Source organism: Buttiauxella sp. BIGb0552, from assembly GCF_004366275.1.
Lineage (GTDB): Bacteria > Pseudomonadota > Gammaproteobacteria > Enterobacterales > Enterobacteriaceae > Buttiauxella > Buttiauxella gaviniae.
On the sequence record NZ_SODY01000004.1, the window covers coordinates 612508 to 630303 of the forward strand.

The 17796-nt window shown below is 45.3% G+C and carries 14 protein-coding genes, 1 tRNA gene and 1 pseudogene; 8 read left to right on the forward strand and 8 right to left on the reverse strand.

What is annotated here, in order from left to right:
- The first annotated feature begins 483 nt into the window (after positions 1-483).
- Both EDF88_RS14950 and EDF88_RS14955 read left to right on the forward strand, forming a co-directional pair.
- A complete protein-coding gene (locus EDF88_RS14950; protein WP_064512088.1) occupies positions 484-978 on the forward strand; it encodes a molybdopterin-dependent oxidoreductase in 495 nt (164 codons plus the stop codon).
- 17 nt (positions 979-995) lie between these two features.
- Positions 996-2924 (forward strand): bifunctional diguanylate cyclase/phosphodiesterase, encoded by a 1929-nt coding sequence (locus EDF88_RS14955; protein ID WP_134185513.1) that lies wholly within the window; start codon positions 996-998, stop codon positions 2922-2924.
- A 106-nt stretch (positions 2925-3030) separates the two neighbouring features.
- Here the strand turns inward: EDF88_RS14955 and catA are convergent, their stop codons facing one another.
- The 5 genes from catA to EDF88_RS14980 all read right to left on the reverse strand — a co-directional run bounded on the left by catA (position 3031) and on the right by EDF88_RS14980 (position 8313).
- Entirely contained in the window at positions 3031-3699 is a 669-nt protein-coding gene (gene catA, locus EDF88_RS14960) for a type A chloramphenicol O-acetyltransferase (protein ID WP_134185515.1), read from the reverse strand.
- A 442-nt stretch (positions 3700-4141) separates the two neighbouring features.
- The gene (locus EDF88_RS14965) at positions 4142-5152 is read right to left on the reverse strand and encodes a DUF1214 domain-containing protein (protein ID WP_120066470.1); all 1011 of its coding nucleotides are present in this window, start codon (positions 5150-5152) and stop codon (positions 4142-4144) included.
- A gap of 37 nt (positions 5153-5189) precedes the next feature.
- Positions 5190-5969, reverse strand: a complete 780-nt coding sequence (locus tag EDF88_RS14970; protein ID WP_120066471.1) for a hypothetical protein — start codon at positions 5967-5969, stop codon at positions 5190-5192.
- A gap of 95 nt (positions 5970-6064) precedes the next feature.
- Complete coding sequence (locus EDF88_RS14975) at positions 6065-7171, reverse strand: DUF1214 domain-containing protein (RefSeq protein ID WP_134185517.1); 1107 nt, start codon at positions 7169-7171, stop codon at positions 6065-6067.
- 59 nt (positions 7172-7230) lie between these two features.
- Positions 7231-8313, reverse strand: a complete 1083-nt coding sequence (locus EDF88_RS14980) for a DUF1254 domain-containing protein (RefSeq protein WP_134185519.1) — start codon at positions 8311-8313, stop codon at positions 7231-7233.
- A gap of 305 nt (positions 8314-8618) precedes the next feature.
- Between EDF88_RS14980 and EDF88_RS14985 the strand changes: the two genes are divergently transcribed.
- The 3 genes and pseudogenes from EDF88_RS14985 to EDF88_RS14995 all read left to right on the forward strand — a co-directional run bounded on the left by EDF88_RS14985 (position 8619) and on the right by EDF88_RS14995 (position 11620).
- Positions 8619-9806 (forward strand): outer membrane protein transport protein, encoded by a 1188-nt coding sequence (locus EDF88_RS14985; RefSeq protein WP_134185521.1) that lies wholly within the window; start codon positions 8619-8621, stop codon positions 9804-9806.
- A gap of 141 nt (positions 9807-9947) precedes the next feature.
- Positions 9948-10178 (forward strand): annotated as a pseudogene (locus EDF88_RS14990) (glycoside hydrolase); the annotation flags it as partial.
- A gap of 551 nt (positions 10179-10729) precedes the next feature.
- A complete protein-coding gene (locus EDF88_RS14995) occupies positions 10730-11620 on the forward strand; it encodes a transporter substrate-binding domain-containing protein (protein ID WP_134185523.1) in 891 nt (296 codons plus the stop codon).
- A 430-nt stretch (positions 11621-12050) separates the two neighbouring features.
- Here EDF88_RS14995 and EDF88_RS15000 read toward each other — a convergent pair whose 3' ends face one another.
- Positions 12051-12749 carry an RluA family pseudouridine synthase gene (locus EDF88_RS15000; protein ID WP_134185525.1) on the reverse strand — a complete coding sequence of 233 codons (699 nt, stop codon included), beginning with the start codon at positions 12747-12749 and terminating at the stop codon, positions 12051-12053.
- 179 nt (positions 12750-12928) lie between these two features.
- Here EDF88_RS15000 and EDF88_RS15005 point away from each other — a divergent pair, with 179 nt between their 5' ends.
- On the forward strand, positions 12929-13912 hold the full coding sequence (locus EDF88_RS15005; RefSeq protein WP_166671981.1) for a Gfo/Idh/MocA family oxidoreductase: 984 nt from the start codon (positions 12929-12931) through the stop codon (positions 13910-13912).
- A 135-nt stretch (positions 13913-14047) separates the two neighbouring features.
- On the opposite strand, the gene EDF88_RS15010 is transcribed toward EDF88_RS15005, so the two are convergent.
- Together EDF88_RS15010 and EDF88_RS15015 are read right to left on the reverse strand one after the other, a co-directional pair.
- On the reverse strand, positions 14048-14839 hold the full coding sequence (locus tag EDF88_RS15010; RefSeq protein ID WP_134185529.1) for an MBL fold metallo-hydrolase: 792 nt from the start codon (positions 14837-14839) through the stop codon (positions 14048-14050).
- Between the two features lie 209 nt (positions 14840-15048).
- Positions 15049-15124 (reverse strand) — tRNA-Asn (locus EDF88_RS15015).
- A gap of 528 nt (positions 15125-15652) precedes the next feature.
- Here EDF88_RS15015 and EDF88_RS15020 point away from each other — a divergent pair.
- Complete coding sequence (locus EDF88_RS15020) at positions 15653-16774, forward strand: branched-chain amino acid ABC transporter substrate-binding protein (RefSeq protein WP_064559321.1); 1122 nt, start codon at positions 15653-15655, stop codon at positions 16772-16774.
- A gap of 97 nt (positions 16775-16871) precedes the next feature.
- Entirely contained in the window at positions 16872-17786 is a 915-nt protein-coding gene (locus tag EDF88_RS15025) for a branched-chain amino acid ABC transporter permease LivH (protein WP_134185620.1), read from the forward strand.
- Positions 17787-17796: the final 10 nt, after the last annotated feature.

Here is a 17796-nt window from a genome sequence, read left to right on the forward strand (position 1 = left end):
TTATCTGGAAGTGATGGTGAGTTTTAGTGAATTAAATGAAGTGAAGCACTTTTCTGGTGGTGTTCCAGGCGGCGAATGACATAAATATTTCCATAAAGCTAAGAAAGTCTACTTAGGTAGCTCTAAGTAGGCCTTTGTATTTGGTAGACGCAGAAGGTCTGTTATGTGCCAGGAGAGGAAATTGCTTGCGTGAAATCTCTGCCGACTCACAAACAAATAAACCTTTATATTGCTGTGTGTTTATTTGCGAAGGGTAAATAAGTGGTTTTTTTTTGCACAGGCGCACCGCTATTTTGTGTATATCAAATAACGGTGCCGACCATTTTTATTCACTATAAAAAATAAAGTATTTTTTAACTGATTGATTTTAATGGGTTAAAGTGTTGGTGAACTGATTGCATCAACAATAGCCATGGAGCATATATAAATAGCCCAGTAACTAAATTATAATTCTTTAACATCCGGTTGAAATACGAGGTCAGAATGCGGTTAATTGTCATGCTGTTAAGCTTTGTGCTCTCCACACAGGTCTGGGCGGGCGAATTTCCTAAACCTGCCGGTAAAGTCCTTTTAACGCTGTCTGGTAATATCGAAAATACAAATGAAGGTGGAAAAGCCGTTTTTGATCTCGCCAGCCTTGAGAAATTGGGTATGGTCAGCTTTCAGACCACTTCTCCCTGGTATGATGGCCGCACTACCTTTACGGGTATTCCACTGCAAAAGCTCATGGATTATGTCGGGGCGAAAGGTTCAGTTGTTAAAGTCACTGCGCTCAATGACTACACAACTGAAATTCCCCTCAGTGATTTTAAGAAATACAACGTTATCCTTGCTTTAAAAATCAACGGAACATATATGCGTATCCGTGATAAAGGCCCGATGTTTGTTGTTTACCCCTATGACAGCCTGCCTGAACTGAATAATCAGATTTATTATTCAAGGTCAGCCTGGCAGGTCAGCAGAATGAATATTGAGTAAGGGGTCAGAAGACCAACATGAACAGAATTCTGGCTGGCATCATTTGTTTCCTTTTTATATCTACCGGGTATATCTCTTTCCTTGTGCATGAAAGGCAACAAGAGTTACAGAAACTGACTCACTACGCGGCTTCGTGGTCTGCTGCACAGATGGTATCAGAGTATTACCGGTTCGAATCGTTGCTTGGTCTTTACACTATCGATGAGACGATGACACTGGATGATGTACGCATGCGTCTCGACATTATGCTCAGCCAGAGTGATTTAATGAAAGAAGGTGATCTGAGTAATTACATCGAAAGTAATAAAGCCCATCATGCACTGGCTCTACAGCTTGAAAAGACACTTGAGTATCTGGATATTCATCTTGAGAAAATGAACCGCTCAGAACTCCAGGCATACCTCAAAAAAATGCAGACGCTTGACCCACAATTGGCTCGTCTGTCGTCCGGCGCGTTAGACAAAGATATCAACACGATTAATGACGCCAACCTCAAAATTAAAACCCTGTACTATATTTACTCCGCGACATCTGTATTGCTGATAATAATGAGTGCGATTCTTGGTCTGCTGATATTTTATCAAAACAGAAATATTCTGAAGGCACATCTTCAGGTAAAGAGTCTTGCTGAAGCACTGCAGGAATCTAAAGAAAAACTGCAAGTCCAGAATGCAAAGTTGGAGTATGACGTCTACCATGACTCTCTGACAGAGATGAATAACCGCCATTTTTTCTGGGGGAATTTAAATGAAACCATCGAGAACGCAGTAAAAAGCAATAATTCTGTGAATGTGATGTTGTTTGATTTAGATCGATTCAAGGAGGTCAATGATACGTATGGTCATGATGTCGGTGATACGTTATTACGCCAGATATCACACCGTCTGATTTCGATGGGCCTGGCTTCCGATACGCTTTATCGTTTAGGCGGGGATGAGTTTGCGTTTCTCTCGAGTGGTCTGACGGAGAGCAGTGCCGTTTCACGAGCCCAAAATATATGCGATGCTATCAACCAGCCCTACACTATTTATAATACGATTATCAATATAACCACCAGTGTCGGCATTGTCATCTCAGACACTGAACGCCGCTCCGACTATCTCTATAAATTTGCCGATCTGGCCCTTTATGAAGCCAAAAAAGAAGGCGTTGGTAAGATAAAAGTCTTCCGGCAATGGATGTTAGATAAGCTGCAAGAAAGCCGAACCCTTGAGCATGATATGGCACTGGCGTTAGTGAATAAAGAATTCGTGGTTTACTATCAGCCTATTGTCGATTCTTTCAGCCAGGAAATTTACAGCTATGAAGCCCTTATTCGTTGGATACATCCTCAAAAGGGCCTACTGTCGCCGGACAATTTTATTCCTGTGGCTGAAAAAACAGGAATGATTAATGAGATGGGGAAATCGGTGCTTGAAATGGCCTGCCGGGAAGCCGCTTCCTGGGTTATTCCGGCTAAAATTTCAGTCAATGTCTCTCCTGTCCAGCTAAGCAGTAAAACCTTTGCCGGAATGGTGTTGTCCATTCTGAACGAAACGGGACTTCCCGCTGAGCGTCTTGAACTGGAAGTGACAGAATCCTCTCTCTTTACTGAGAGCAATACGCCGATGAATACGCTTAACAGGCTGCGGGCTCTGGGGGTGAAAATCTCCCTCGATGATTTTGGTACCGGTTATTCTTCTCTTTCGCGCCTGAGCAGGCTTGCCTTCGATAAAATAAAAATAGACAAGTCCTTTGTGAATTCGATATCGACACATGAAGACGCTCTTAATATTATCAGGCTCATCACCGGCATGGCGAAATCCCTCAATATGAAGTCCGTTGCGGAAGGTGTTGAAACACAGGAGCAACTGGAAAGCCTTCAGGTGCTGGGCTGTGATTTCATACAAGGCTATCTGTTTGGTAAACCTCAGCCTTATATAGATGGGAAAACTAGATACGGTTAAATGGAAAATGTTCTTTCTGCCTGGTCATACACCGGAATATCTCCTCCTGGTTAAACGCGATGGAAAAACGACAGGAGTAGCAAACTCCTGTTGCCAGCCCTGTTTTTCAGTTTGCTGCGATGGTGGCTATGCCAACACTCATCTCTTGTAACTCATTGAACAGTCTTGCCACATGGAAACCATCGCACACGGAATGATGTACCTGAATGGCGAGAGGCAACAGTACTTTTCCATCTTGTTCGTAGTATTTTCCAAGAGTGAACATGGGGGCAAAAAAGTTCTGCATGTTAGCAACATTGATATTAAAACTGGTGAAACTTACCCAAGGAATAGCTGATACGAAAAATACATTTTCCCGAGACTCTTCCTTAGGCCAATAAGAAAGGTTATTACCATATTGTGCAACATCTTCTGAATAAACGTCCTGGAAGTGATGAATATTGCCATCGTAATGACTCCATAATGATGAAAAGGTCTCCGTTTCATTATGGAAAATGGTATAGCTTGGATGAATTTCATTCCATATGACAAGCTCATTGTTCTTTATGGCCATACGGAACTCCGCATGACTGTTTACGATTTTTGAGAGAAGAAAAATAATAGTGGGGTAAAATTTCCAGCCAACTTCCCTTATATGTTTTAGCAGCACGGTAATATCTACCAGGACAGTTTGGTTAATTGTACTTTGAGCAAATGACTGGAATACCTCAAAATGCTCCTTCCTTGCCCAACGCGCTAAGTCAACAGGTGTATATTCTGGGGGTGTTTTTTCCATTTTTTAACCTTTGATTGTAAGTTATATATCAGATGTTAGTCTAAGATTTTTATGAATTAAGCAAGAATATAGCACCAAAACCATTTGGGTAGCGAACGCATTTTTGAGAGTAGCGTATTCTTATGCAGGAGGGAAGGGGGGGTGGAATATTTAATATATCAGATAGTAAAAGTACATTGTGCAATAAAATAAAAATCGCTCATGATATTTAAAATAGAACTTTCAGAAAATCAGGCTGTATCAAAAGTTAAAATATAAACAGCTGCGAGAAATGGACGGACATCTGGCAAAGTGTTTACCTGTTTTCATGTGTAACTTCCGCTTCTTGCTCACAGTCGCCCGAAAGAGCGCTTAGTGTTAAGAGTCACTCCAACAGAAACACCTGACGCAAAGACATCGGGAATACACAAAGGCCAGTTTTACCTGGCCCGCGTTCACAATCTTATTTCACTTCGACAGGGGTCGGTACGGTATAAGAACCATTAATGACAGACTCCCCAGGGCGATAAATACGCATTCCCAGATACCAGTTATCTCCAGGAGTAGGTAGCCAGTTTTTCTGCGTACCGCAGACCTTTTCAGGACCATAGTAAATAGTGAATTTGCCATCCGGATCGAATTTAATGGTGCGGTTATTCAGAATAGAATTCTCATCGTGCAGGTATTTATCCGCACCATACATCGTGAAGGAGAAGAAACCACCTTCATTGAAATCTGGTTTGCTGTAGGTAGCTTTGTAGCATTTATCCCCGCTCAGACCAAAATCACGATAGAGGTAAACTGCGTCTTCTGCGGGAAGCAAACCGAGCGCGACAGAGGCGCTAAGACGCAGCATTTTCGGGTCAATTTTACCCCGTGCACCTGCGGTGTCATTGAAGTTAGGTAATTTCGCTGCCTCAGCCTGGTACTGTTTACGCAACGTCATCAGGCTGTCTTTATCCCAGTCTACGGGCGTATAAGACTTAACTTTGGTACCTGCAGGCCATTTAACGGTTATTTCATCCTGTAACTTATGGACATAGTCAATATCCTGCGGATCGCCTGGATTCACCTGAGTGCGCACCACGATTGCCGCAAACTCGGTTTTTGATTTTATCTCAAAAGTACCCGGGCCATAAAAGACCTGATCGGTGAAGTCATCATTTTGCATGATCATTGCCGACTGGTAGCGGCCATCTTTTGATTTTGGCAACGTTACCGTCGTGCCATTCGGAACATAGTAGACGCCAAAGGAGTAAATTGTGTCGCGGTTCATGGTCACTGCAGGTTGCTTATCCAGCGGCATCAGTGTGCGATCATGACGGAATTTATTGCTGCCAACGTCGTTAACCACGTTTTGATAAGAAAGGTCAACTTCGGCACGGGCATAGTTTTCTGGGGTAACTGTTTGAGCAGCGTATGCTGAAGAGCCCATTATCAATGTCGTCATCAGTATGGCATTTACTTTTATCATTATGACCTCTGGTATAAGTGAGTAATACGCTTTCGTATCAATTGAACTGAAGGTTCAGACCGGCAAAAACTTGCCAGCGTGGTTGCCCGGGTCCGCGATCGGCAACGGAGCCTTGTGGTTCAATGAAGAAGTTATAAACCGTCTTGCCCTGTTTTATGACCTGCCCCACGCCCAGCCCCAGAGGGACGCCGTAACTGTCATTCTGGAAGTTATAGTTCCAGATAGGTGCAGATCTCAGATAGGTACCGCCGCCCAGTTGATAGAATACAAAGGGCTGGAAAGCGCCGAGGTTTACGTCACTGCGATCCCCTTCCCCGGCAAAGCTGTGCTGCCATGACGCCAGATAACCGTACTGAATTTTGGGTGAACTGGCATCGAAGAGTACGTTAACCAGCCCAGCTGACCATTTTTCGCTGCCGAGAGAATTTTCCGTCGCGGTTGGTGCAGTAAGCTGAGGTCCGAAGCCAAAACTGATGGCCGGATTGCCTGTATCAATCAGATACGCCGTGAAAAGGTTCAGATCACCCAGCCCGGTCTGATGCCCTCCGTCAGGCGGAGAAGGATAGGTGTTAACGGGAAGAGAAGCACGTAACAACCAGTTGCTTTCTCCCAGAGAAAAAGGCTGGGCGTAACGAAACCAGAACTGGTTGGCATCTTTGTCCGTCCCGCTGATATCGCCGATATAGTAGTTCTGCATATTGAATGCAGTCATATTTGCCAGAGGGTTATTTGCCTGTGCGGCATCCGGTGCGTGTTCTTCAGCAGCATGTGCGACCAATGGCAGAGAAAGTGCAAAAAGTAGTTTTGTTAGATTCACGTACTATGCCTCACCACGGTAATAAATAATTATCGGCGGTCTAACCTGAGGGAGAGAAATACCGTCGACCTGACGATACTTCTCTTAATAGCAGGTTATTTCTGACTAATGACAGGATGATTCTCCTGCATGTCTTTGGAGAATTTAAGAATATCGTCAACGGAATTTGGCAAGTAGGCACGCATTAATGCGTTCCAGTTCTTCGTAGTCTGGAAATTGTTAATCGCCTTGTCGCCACAGTTGAAATGAAGCGTGTAGCTGCCATCTTTATTCGCTTTGGCATGATGTGAATTAATCACAAATGGGTCAGATTTAACCCAGCCTTCAGCATTGTAAACCGTCAAGGACCAGTAACCATTTTTGTCATACTGAACGGGAAGAGGACGTATGGTGGTCGAGCTACATTGTGCATTCTTCGCGCCTTCATCAGCCGGAGCCACTACCCAGTAAAAAGCGTGTTTTGCCGGTAGCCCACCCCAACCGCCAATATTCACTAACTGGTATTGTGGAGTGATAATTTTATCCCCTTTAGAGACAAAACCTTTATAAATCACCGCTTCTTTCGGGCCACGGCGAACAATTTCAGCACGCAGTTTGTTGAAGGAATCAACATCGTATTTCACGTCACTTTTATAGGGTTCAGGTGTGCCCCCAAAACTTACTTTCACCATATCCTGCCGCTTATTCAGTTCTGCTATTCCTTTTTCGTCCAGACTCCTGGGCTGAGTGCGCATGAAGAGATAAACAAAACGACCGTGTGTTAAGTCCGACTGTTTAACGGTGACGGTTTGCCCCGGATAAACCACGGCGATAGTGAAATGATCCTCATCGAAAATATGTACACTCTGATAAAGATCGTAAGCAGGAACTGAAACTGTTAATCCTTCTTTGGTATCGAAAACACCGTATGAATAAATCAAATCGAAATTTGAGCGGATAACCGTCTGATTTTTTAGATCAATACCCTTGCGTTCATGGCGGAATTTATTTCCCCCTGACGTTAATGTCTCTGCGGCGAAATATTTGGCTGTTTCGGCTCGGATAAGATTATCCATAGTGACCTTGACACCGTTGGTCGCGGCGAACGAAGGGTTCTGGGCCGTGACTTGTCCGTCAGCCTGTACACCAGTATCGACGGCAAGTACTGCGGAACTGGTTAGCATGGCGACAGCGATTGCTAAAGCGCGTAATGTTGTTTTCATAGGTATCTTCTTCAGGGTACGAGGAAGACTGAATGCTCAGCCTTCCTCCAGGGAATGAATTACTTCACCGGCTTTGGTTCAGGAAGTTTATATTTATTGTCCTGAATATCCGGGGTTGGGAAATAAACACGTAAAGCCAGTGTCCAGTTATCCGTTGGCGCAATAAGCAAATTTTGTGCGTCTTTTCCGCAGGTTTGCTCAGTACCATAATGCATGGTGAACGTTTTTCCGCCCGAGTCGAGTTTCAGTTCTTTGTTAGAAAGACTGGACCCTTTTTCGTTATGCAGGTAAAGGTCATCACCGTAAATCGTCAGGGAATAAAAGCCGAGATCGGGTTTTGCCATTCCCGGAACCTGATAGGTCGCGGTATAGCAGGTATTTTTATCCACCTTATAGGTATTAAATGAGTACCAGGCATCTTTGTCAGGCAGTAATCCCGTGGCCACTGCCGCACCGATATTCACATCCTCTTGCGGATAATCACCACGTGGGCCGGACGTTTTACTGACGCCACGTTTATCTGCGAGCTGGCGATAATGGGCCTGAAGTTTTTTCAGCTCATCTGTGTTCCAGTCAATCATCTTGAACGCTTTTGGCGTGTAGCCGTCTGGGAAGGTGACCTTATATTCATCCTGGATGACATGTGCTTTCTGGATGTCAGCCGGATCGTTTGGATTCACCTGAGTTCGAATATTCAGAACCAGGAAATGAGTCGCTTTGTCAGGGTCAATTTTGTAATCGCCTGCGCCGTAATACACATGTTCAGTAGTGTGATCATGGTCCATCACGTGCAGAGAAATATAGCGACCATCCCCTTCAGGAACGTGAACTGTCGCACCGTGAGAAGCATCAATAATGGCAAAAGAATAGAGAGTATCGCGGTTCATTAATACCGCAGGCTGCTTATCAATCTCCATTGGCATACGGTGGTGATAAAACTTATTCGTTGCACCATGTTTCACTTCTTCGTTCATCGCCACGTCGAGTTCGGCAAAGGCATAGTTTTCAGGGGTGACACTGACATCCTTTTTCCCAACAAGCGTCGTTTCGAGTTCGCGGACCTTATCAAGACTGATAGCGTCCGCAGCCCATGCATTACTGACACACAAAGCCAGCATACTCAGACAAAGTACCTTTTTCATAAAATTGCAACCTCCGGGGCTGGGAATGTTATTGAAAATAGTAGTTTAGATTTGAGATTTTACATTTGATATTTCCACAAAGAGGGAAATAACACGTTAAAGCTGGATGTAAATATGCGGTTTGCCTGGCGATGAATGCCTCTTCGCTAACGCGCTGGAAACAGGGCTAGTGGTTATTTAATCGCTTCAGCTATGAAATCGTTATTGCAGGGATGAGCATCGTAATAGTGGATATTTGAATGGCGTAATCTACGCTGTTATTAGCATTAACTATTTCAATAATGACAATAATAATCAGGTGGCAAATGAAAAAACCGATGTTGATTTGTCTCGGTCTGTTTTTCTCGCAGACAACCCATGCGAGCGCGCTCTATTTTTACGAGATAGGTACCGAAGATACGGCTCTGGCGGGAGCGGGGCAGGCCGCGCGTGCTCAGGACGCTTCCACTATAGTGACCAACCCAGCAGGGATGACACGGCTACCCGAGCATATGTTTACCGGCGGATTACAGGCAATGAATGGTGATGTCTCTTACTCACTTGAGGATGAGACTGGCCGTAAAAGCCCGGGCAATATCATGCAGTTATTTCCTAACGCCAGTGCGTTCTATACGCAAAAGGTTAATGACGATCTCTACGCGGGGATTGGGCTCTACGGTAACTATGGGCTAAGCATTGATTTTGGTAACTGGCAGGGAGATCGCCTGATTAAGAAAAGCACTATGGTTGCCATGACGCTGAGCCCCTCGGTAGCCTATAAACTCAATGACAGGCTCTCCGTGGGCGGATCTGTCAACGCTAACTACGGTTTCCTTTCGCTAACGCGTAACGTCGGGGAAAACGATGAAAAACAGCAAGATCACGACTGGGCAATGAGTTATCGTCTCGGCCTGCTGATGGAGCTGACCGATCAAACCCGCGCCGGTATCACCTGGACCAGTCAAACCAAATACAATTTTGATATTGACGGTAAAGTCCGGCTCCCGAACTTGCCCAATGTAGAATATGACCTGCCCATTTCTGCGCAGGTGAGGGCTCCACAGCAAATTATGCTGAGTCTGGTACATGACATAAATAAACAGTGGTCTGTGATGGGGGATCTTGGCTGGCAGGACTGGAGCCAGTTCGGTGCGCCGCAGATAACTGTATCAAGCCGGGATCTCGATAAAAACAGCCGTCTGAAAGACTCCTGGCACACGGCTCTGGGTGCGCAGTTTCGCCCGACGGAGCAGTGGCGTTTAAACGCAGGCGTTGCTTTTGACAGTACGGTTTACGATTCACAGAGTGACGTCGCACTCACGTTACCCACCGGTGACGAGTGGCGTTTTGCTACTGGTGCGCAATACCAAATCACTCAGCAAAGTAACATTGGGGTTGCCGCGTCATATCTGCATATGCAGTCCTCGCACGTACAATCTCCTGCACTTTACAAAGGTAGTTATGATGATCCTTACTTTTGGTTCGCCAACGTAAACTACAGTTATCAGTTCTAATACGTGCTGATGCATTAAGCCTGAATATGCAAACTTCTTTAGTCGTAATATGGAAAGTCGAGTGCCGAGCTGTGACACTCTCACCGTTATTAGCCATGAGCTATACGTTATGGTTTCGTACAGTAAGCTACAGTTGTATTCGAGCCGCGCTATTTACTCCCTCTGAATCAGACTGTTTTTTATGATGCAGTAATCGCCATGCATAACTGGACCTGTGATCATCTCAAATTCAGCGGTGTCAAAACTACGCGCTTAGCTGCCCAGGGAGGTCTTGCTGGCGGCTTTGTGCCAAGAGCGGAATATTCGCGCCTATTAATAGATGGCCAAATTCACTATGCCATAACAGTGAGAGCTTCCCTTTTAAACAACTAAACCTATTGACTCCGCCCTCATTGCTTCCGTTTTGGATGACCACCCACCAGTGGAAAGGTTATTCAGAATAACTACACCGACTTAAAGGCAATACAGATATTTCTGTTATCCCGCTTGTACAGAAAGTGGAAGTGTACGCTAACAGACGGATCCATGAGCCAGTCTGAACATCAATGTCCCGGAAAGCTAAGATATTGTATGTTTACCCGCCTCGTTGGCCATCAAAATAAAACGAGAAAATCAGTTTTAAGGGAAAGGGTTAGCATTGCATATATAAAAATTTCCACCGTTTCTGTTAACATAGCGCTCTATAAATAGAGTGGAAACTGAGATGTGATATAACAAATAGATATATTTTGATTTAAATGTCATCAATTTCAGAGTGTTTATTTTAACATTTTTTTAAAAGCTTAACTATAGGGATAACATTTTCAATGACACATTAATAATGTTTAATGTATTACCGTTTATTGAAAGATGTTACATTTAAGCGTTTCCATTGCAAATGGATATACTAATTCAAATTCCCGTGAAGTAAAGGCTTGTTAAGTATGTTGATGAAATGTAGTCATGTGGTAATAGCTATTTTTTTGTTCTTCTCTCATGGGGTTGAGGCAAAAGATATCATAGAAAATATCAGGGAAACGCACACAATAAATATTTCATACATAGATGATCAATACCCTTTTTCATATACTCTCATGGAGAAACCAGTTGGAATGGCTATCGACTTATGTAGGAAAGTTGCCAGCCATATAGCAAATGATTTAGATATAAAAACTCTTAATATAAAATGGATTAAAACTAATCCGGCAGCCAGGTTTCAGATGGTACTCAATCACAAATCTGACATTGAGTGCTCTAACCTTACTGATACTCCAACTAGAAGGGCAAGACTGTTATTTTCAGAACCTTTTTTCTACTCATCAACAGCTTATATCTATCATAAGAAAGCGCATTTAGAAAAAAAAGAACTGCTTTCAGGACATACAGTTTTTGTTACTTCAGGTGGCGTTGCTATGCCAGAAGTAACTCTTCTGAATGCCGAATTGCATTACTCATTTTTTATTCACTTATCACAGTCATCTGTTTCAGGATTTCACAACATGGAAAATAATGATAATTCTGTGTTTGTTGGGGATGATATTTTGCTTTACTCCTTAATGTCGAAGTATTCTACGGCTGGAGAATATGAAATCTCAAGCGATAGATTGAGTGAAGTTCAGCCTTTTGCATTAGTTTCAGCAAAGGGGTCAATATATTTGCAGGAAAAAACCAATGAGACATTACATGATTTATTTGATAGTGGCGAGTTTGAAAAGATATATAAAAAATGGTTCTTAACTCCCATTCCACCTGAAAATGTTTTATTGAATGTGCCACTTTCTACTCATTTGAGAAATGATATTGCGCGAGTACAACATATCCGCAGACGTAAATGAATCCTCAACCCAATAAATTGATAAAGACGTCGACTTCAACGAAGTACATCGTTTCCATGTAAGAAACCTGTAAACAGTTGGCCCAGATATTCACTCATCTACACACCAGATAAACTATATAAAATATAAAAAAGGTGGGTGTCTGTTGGGTGACAAACCAGAAGATGAATGCCGTACAGCTCTCGCTTCTGGGATTTACAAAGTTAATTGACATGAAGCAACGGGGAACTGCCTAAGTTTATTATATGCTCTGAAATGAAAACTAATTCGTGGGACAGTTTTCTTTCCATTGTAGATTGCTAGATGAAAGGCCGAGAAAAACGCTAGACTATGAATCACCCGCAGAGCGGTTCAATAAGTGTGTTGCATCCATCGGTTGAACTCACAGCTCATAGCAGACGCAAATCTAGTTTAACGAGTGTTAATACCCTCAAAACAAACTCTCATTCCGCGCTCTAATCCACTCCCCACTAACCGGATGAACAAAATGCAGTTCGCTGGCGTGCAGCATCAGCCGTGGAGTCTGTTCAGTACCTGGTAGCAAAAGTCCGCCATACAGGTCACAGCCCAAAATAGGGTGGCCCAACTGCTGGCAATGGATGCGCAGTTGATGAGTACGCCCTGTTTCCGGGGTTAGCTCAACTCGTGTTAATGGCAGTAACGTCCCATCTTCCAGTTCGCGATAAAAGCGTTCAATGACGCGATAGCCGGAACGTGCAGGCTTGCCATTGATTGCACAAATCGACATCAGCGGGAAGAGTGCCGGATCTTTGGCAATCGGCTCATCTATCACCCCTTCATTTTCGCTCAGATGCCCGCAGAGCAGTGCGCTGTACATTTTGGTCACCGCACGCTGGCTGAATTGCTGGCAAAGGGCTGCATTGATAACCTTATTAAGGGCAATCACCATCAGCCCGGAAGTGCCGAAATCAAGGCGATGGACCAGCGTGCAGCCAGGGAATATTTGCACCAACCGGTGGTGCACCGAGTCCAGGTTTTGCGGGTTTTTCCCCGACAGACTGAGCAACCCGCTGGGCTTATTGATCAGCACCAGATGCTCGTCCTGATAGAGAACCTCTATCTTGTCATGGCACGCAGGGGCAATAAAGGTATCGATAATCGTAGACATCAGGCTGCCTGGAGGGTGAGTGGGAGCGGATGATAACGAATTTTAAACCGTCAGGCGAATCTGGCTATTCGCCTTGTCATGCAGATTGGCTATGTGATTCCGATTTTCGAATAACTCGTTGAAACTGATGTGGCTCGGCGTTATTTTTTACAACATCAAAACAGTTAATGGTCATTAAAATGAAAAAAATCCGTTGGGGCATCATTGGTACAGGAACGATTGCTAAAAAATTCGCCGGGACGCTGGGTTACTTATCAGATGAGTGCGAATTTGTTGGTGTGGCATCACGTTCCATTGAAAATGCAGAGGCTTTTGCTACGCAATATGGTGCGAAGAAGGCATTTGGCAGTTATCTGGAACTGGCACAGAGCGCTGATATAGATGCAGTGTATATCGCAACACCGCACAACTCGCACTATGAAAATAGCTTGCTGTGCTTAAAAAATAATAAACATGTGTTATGTGAAAAAAGTTTCACGATTGATGTAAGCCAGGCTGAGCATTTATTTAAACAAGCATCTGATAATGGCTTGTTTATTATGGAAGCATTCTGGACGAAATTCTTACCAGCATATGCTGAAATACATAAAATTTTAAACAGTGGTCAACTGGGCGATGTAGTGAATATCGCCGCAGATTTTGGTATTAACCCGCCGGGAAGCAGAAATGATCGTAAAATAAACCCTGAATTGGCTGGGGGCGCACTTTATGATGTGGGAATTTACGTTATTGGTATTACCTGCATGCTGTTGGGGTATAAGCCTGAACGCGTGGTGTCCAATGCCGTGTTATCAGAAGGTGGCGTCGACCTGTCAAGTTTCTACTATATGCAGTATGAAAAAGGGCAAGTTGCTTTGCTAAGCTCATCGGTAGAAGCGTTGTCGCGCCAGCAAGCGGTTATTCAATGTAAGAATGGCTATATTGTTATCGACACACCTCATGCGGCAAATGGTTTTACTGTTTACCAGAATGACAATAAAAAAGAGTATCACTTCCCGTTTGATTTCGATGGCTTTGAATATCAATTAAGGCACACCAACAATTGTATTCGTCAGGGAAAAACGGCAAGTGACGTAATGAAACCGCAAGACACAATCGCCGTATTAAAAATCATGGATAATATGCGTAAAGAATGGGGCATGAAATTCCCATTTGAAATCTAGTTTTGCCCACAGGAACAAAATCCGGAAGTGAGTCTTCATTTCCGGACTCTGCATAGCCCGCCAGGTTTAACGATAAGCACCCGATGAATTTCCCAACAACGAGTTTTAAACCAGCTTTCGAATCTGGCTACATCGTTAACTGAGGCAGGCAATATACTTTTCGCCTGAACGGCGCACTATCTCATCGGCATTTTTTGCGATCTCCTTTCCTTCAAACGCGCCATAGAGTTTCGAAAATTTCACGCAGCTCAGCTGGCTGATGATGTTGCCGACCGTCACTGCTGGCAGCGGTAGCATATTTGGGTAGCTCCACATGAAGGAGACCGCATCCGCGCCAGGGGTGACCTGAACGGTGTCCCCACATAGCAGCATTCCTTCGTCTTGTGCCCAGTGCAGAACGCTGCTGCCGGCGAAGTGCCCACCGAGTCGCAATACAGTGACGTTTGTGCACAGTTTAAGGGTGTCGCCTTCCCAAAGTGTAATCCATGGACTGTCGCGCATGATCCACTGGCTATCGCTGGCATGAAGGTAAATCGGGGCTTCAAACTCGGCGGCCCAATCCTGCATGGTGCTGTAGAAATGAGGATGCGATATGGCGATAGCTTTTAGACCGCCCAGTGAATGAATCAGCGTTTTTGTTGCGTCGTCGAGAGTGGCAATGCAATCCCACAGAATATTGCCTTCCCGCGTTCTCAGAAGAAAAGCGCGTTGACCGATCGCAAACTCAGGCACGGTTTGAATGCTGAAGAGGTGGGTTTCATGTTGTTTCCACGAATTGGTATGTGAACTAAAAAGGCTGTCACAATCGACCCATTGCTGCCCCGTTGCGGGCAGATACTGGCGTTCATCTTTGCAGATTTTGCAATGTTCTGGATGGAAACCGCTGGCCTCATAAGATGTGCCGCAAGCTTTGCATAACGTGATCATTGAGTCGTCCTCTCTATTCTGGTTAAGCCAGTTTTAAAGGGAGCAGTGTGAAAGGGTAGTATCTGCATGACTGCTCTGGTGTCTTTTAAAACACAATCAGCCTGGCACACAGGTACATCAGGATGTGCCCGTTAGTGCTGCCAGAGAATTATCAAAACCCACAAAAACAAAAAAGCCCGCTTAAGTTTCCTTAAGCGGGCTCTCGAATTTGGCTCCTCTGACTGGACTCGAACCAGTGACATACGGATTAACAGTCCGCCGTTCTACCGACTGAACTACAGAGGAATCGGTTAACGGGGCGCATATTAGCGATTCGGGAGGGGCATGTCAAAGGGTTCGCGAAAAAGTTTTTCGTTTGCTCTTTTTATGTTCAACTTGTTGAGTATTAAGGCGAATTTGTCTTATCTGCAATCAGTGTATGCAAATCACGCATCGAGCTATTTCTCTGCTGAATATTAACCATCATTTATATGCGGACTATATTGGTGCAAAGACGTATGAATTTTGTACATCACTGCTTTATTGTTAACCAGATGTGATCCCCGCTGTAATTTCACTGCAAGGTGCCGGAGCGCTTAAAACGGCGCTCTATACTCAAATAAGTCTGAACCAGGCAACCGGTAACCAAATCTGGCAACCATTTTGCTTAATGTTCAAGGCCGTGAAAATCGTAAGGAAACCCCGTATGGAAACCTCGCTGTAACCCACAGGAAATTGACTGGATAGTGCATTTTGTTCGCGTTTTTGCTTTTGAAAATGGCTCTTACACCGTTTTGCATAAACCTCTTTGCTGATTTGCTAAGGAACATACAAATGTCGCTGAAATTGATCAGAAGTCCTCTTTCTCTGGTGTTGGCTGGTTGTCTGGTAACGGCGTTTTCCGCCCATGCCGATATTGTCATCGGTGTCGCAGGGCCGTTTACCGGGCCGAACGCGACCTATGGCGATCAGTACTGGCATGGCGCGACTCAGGCCGCCGAAGATATTAATGCTGCTGGTGGGATTAATGGTGAAAAAATCAAACTGGTCCAGGGCGATGACGCTTGCGAACCTAAACAAGCGGTCTCCGTAGCTAACCGTCTGGTGGATCAGGATAAAGTGAAAGCCGTGGTCGGCCACTTCTGTTCATCGTCTACCATGCCTGCCTCTGAGGTTTACAACGACGCGGGTATTCTTGCTATCACCCCGGGGTCGACCAACCCGCTTATCACCGAGCGCAAGATGAGCGATATGTTCCGCATGTGCGGGCGTGATGACCAGCAAGGGAAGGTCGCCAGCGATTTCATTATCGATAAGCTCAAAGCCAAACGTGTGGTGATTATTCACGATAAAGACACTTACGGGCAGGGGCTTGCAGATGCCACCAAAGCGGCACTCGCAAAACGCGGCGTCAATGATGTGATGTACGAAGGCTTGTCGCGCGGTGAAAAAGACTTTAACGCACTGGTCACCAAAATCGGTGCGCAAAAACCAGACGTGGTGTTCTTCGGCGGTTGCCACCCGGAAGCGGGGCCGCTGGTGCGCCAGATGCGTGAGCAGGGCGTGCAGGCGAAATTCTTCTCCGGCGACTGCATCGTGAATGAAGAGATGGTGACTGCGGCAGGCGGCCCACAATACACCAATGGTATTTACATGACCTTCGGTAAAGATCCTCGCTTAATCCCTGATGGCAAAGCGGTAATCGACAAATTCCGCGCCAGTAAATTTGAACCGGAAGGTTACACCCTCTATTCCTACGCATCCGTTCAGGCGATTGCTGCGGCATTTAAAGCCACTGGCGGCACAGATTCAGCCAAAGCCAGTGCCTGGCTGAAAGCAAACCCGGTGGATACCGTGATGGGCAAAAAAGCCTGGGATGATAAAGGCGACCTGAAAGTGTCCGATTACGTGGTTTATCAGTGGGATGATAAGGGCAAATACAAAGAGGTTCAGTAAGGGTTCGGAGTCTCGCTCAACGTCGGTATGCTCCGGCATATCGACGCTTTATAAACACCAGGCTGACTCGTTCAGCCTATAACACGAGCGCGCGATGATGGACGCATTCTTCCTGCAACAATTGATCAATGGCGTAACGCTAGGTTCCGTCTACGGGTTGATAGCCATCGGCTACACCATGGTTTACGGCATTATTGGCATGATTAACTTCGCGCACGGCGAAGTGTATATGATCTCCGCATATCTGTGCGCCATCGGGCTTGCGCTGTTGTCGTACTTTGGTTTGCAGTCGTTTCCTTTACTCATTCTCGGCACGCTGGTGTTCACCATAGTGGTGACGGGCGTTTACGGCTGGACTATTGAGCGCATCGCCTATAAACCGCTGCGCAACTCCACACGTTTAGCGCCGCTGATTTCCGCCATCGGTATGTCGCTAATCCTGCAAAACTACGCACAAATCAGCCAGGGGCCGCGCCAGCAGGGGATCCCAACCATGCTTGATGGTGTGTTCCGTTTCCATATTGGCGATGGTTTTGTGCAAATCACTTACACCAAAGTGTTCATTTTGATTGCCTCGTTTGCTGGCATGTTGCTGCTCACCTGGATTATCGGCAATACCAAACTGGGGCGCATGTGCCGGGCCGTGCAGCAAGACCGCAAGATGGCCTCGATATTGGGGATTAACACCGACCGCATTATCTCCATTGTGTTTGTGATTGGCGCCTCGATGGCAGGGCTTGCCGGGGTGCTGATCACCATGAACTACGGCACTTTCGATTTTTACGCCGGTTTTATTATTGGCATTAAAGCCTTCACGGCGGCGGTACTGGGCGGGATTGGTTCATTACCCGGCGCAATGCTTGGCGGGCTGATTCTTGGCATTGCCGAGGCGCAATTCTCGGGCATGGTGAATTCTGATTACAAAGATGTGTTCTCGTTTGGATTGCTGGTCGTGATCCTCATTTTCCGTCCTCAGGGGCTGCTTGGCCGACCTATCGTTGCCAAAGTGTGAGGGAGCAAAA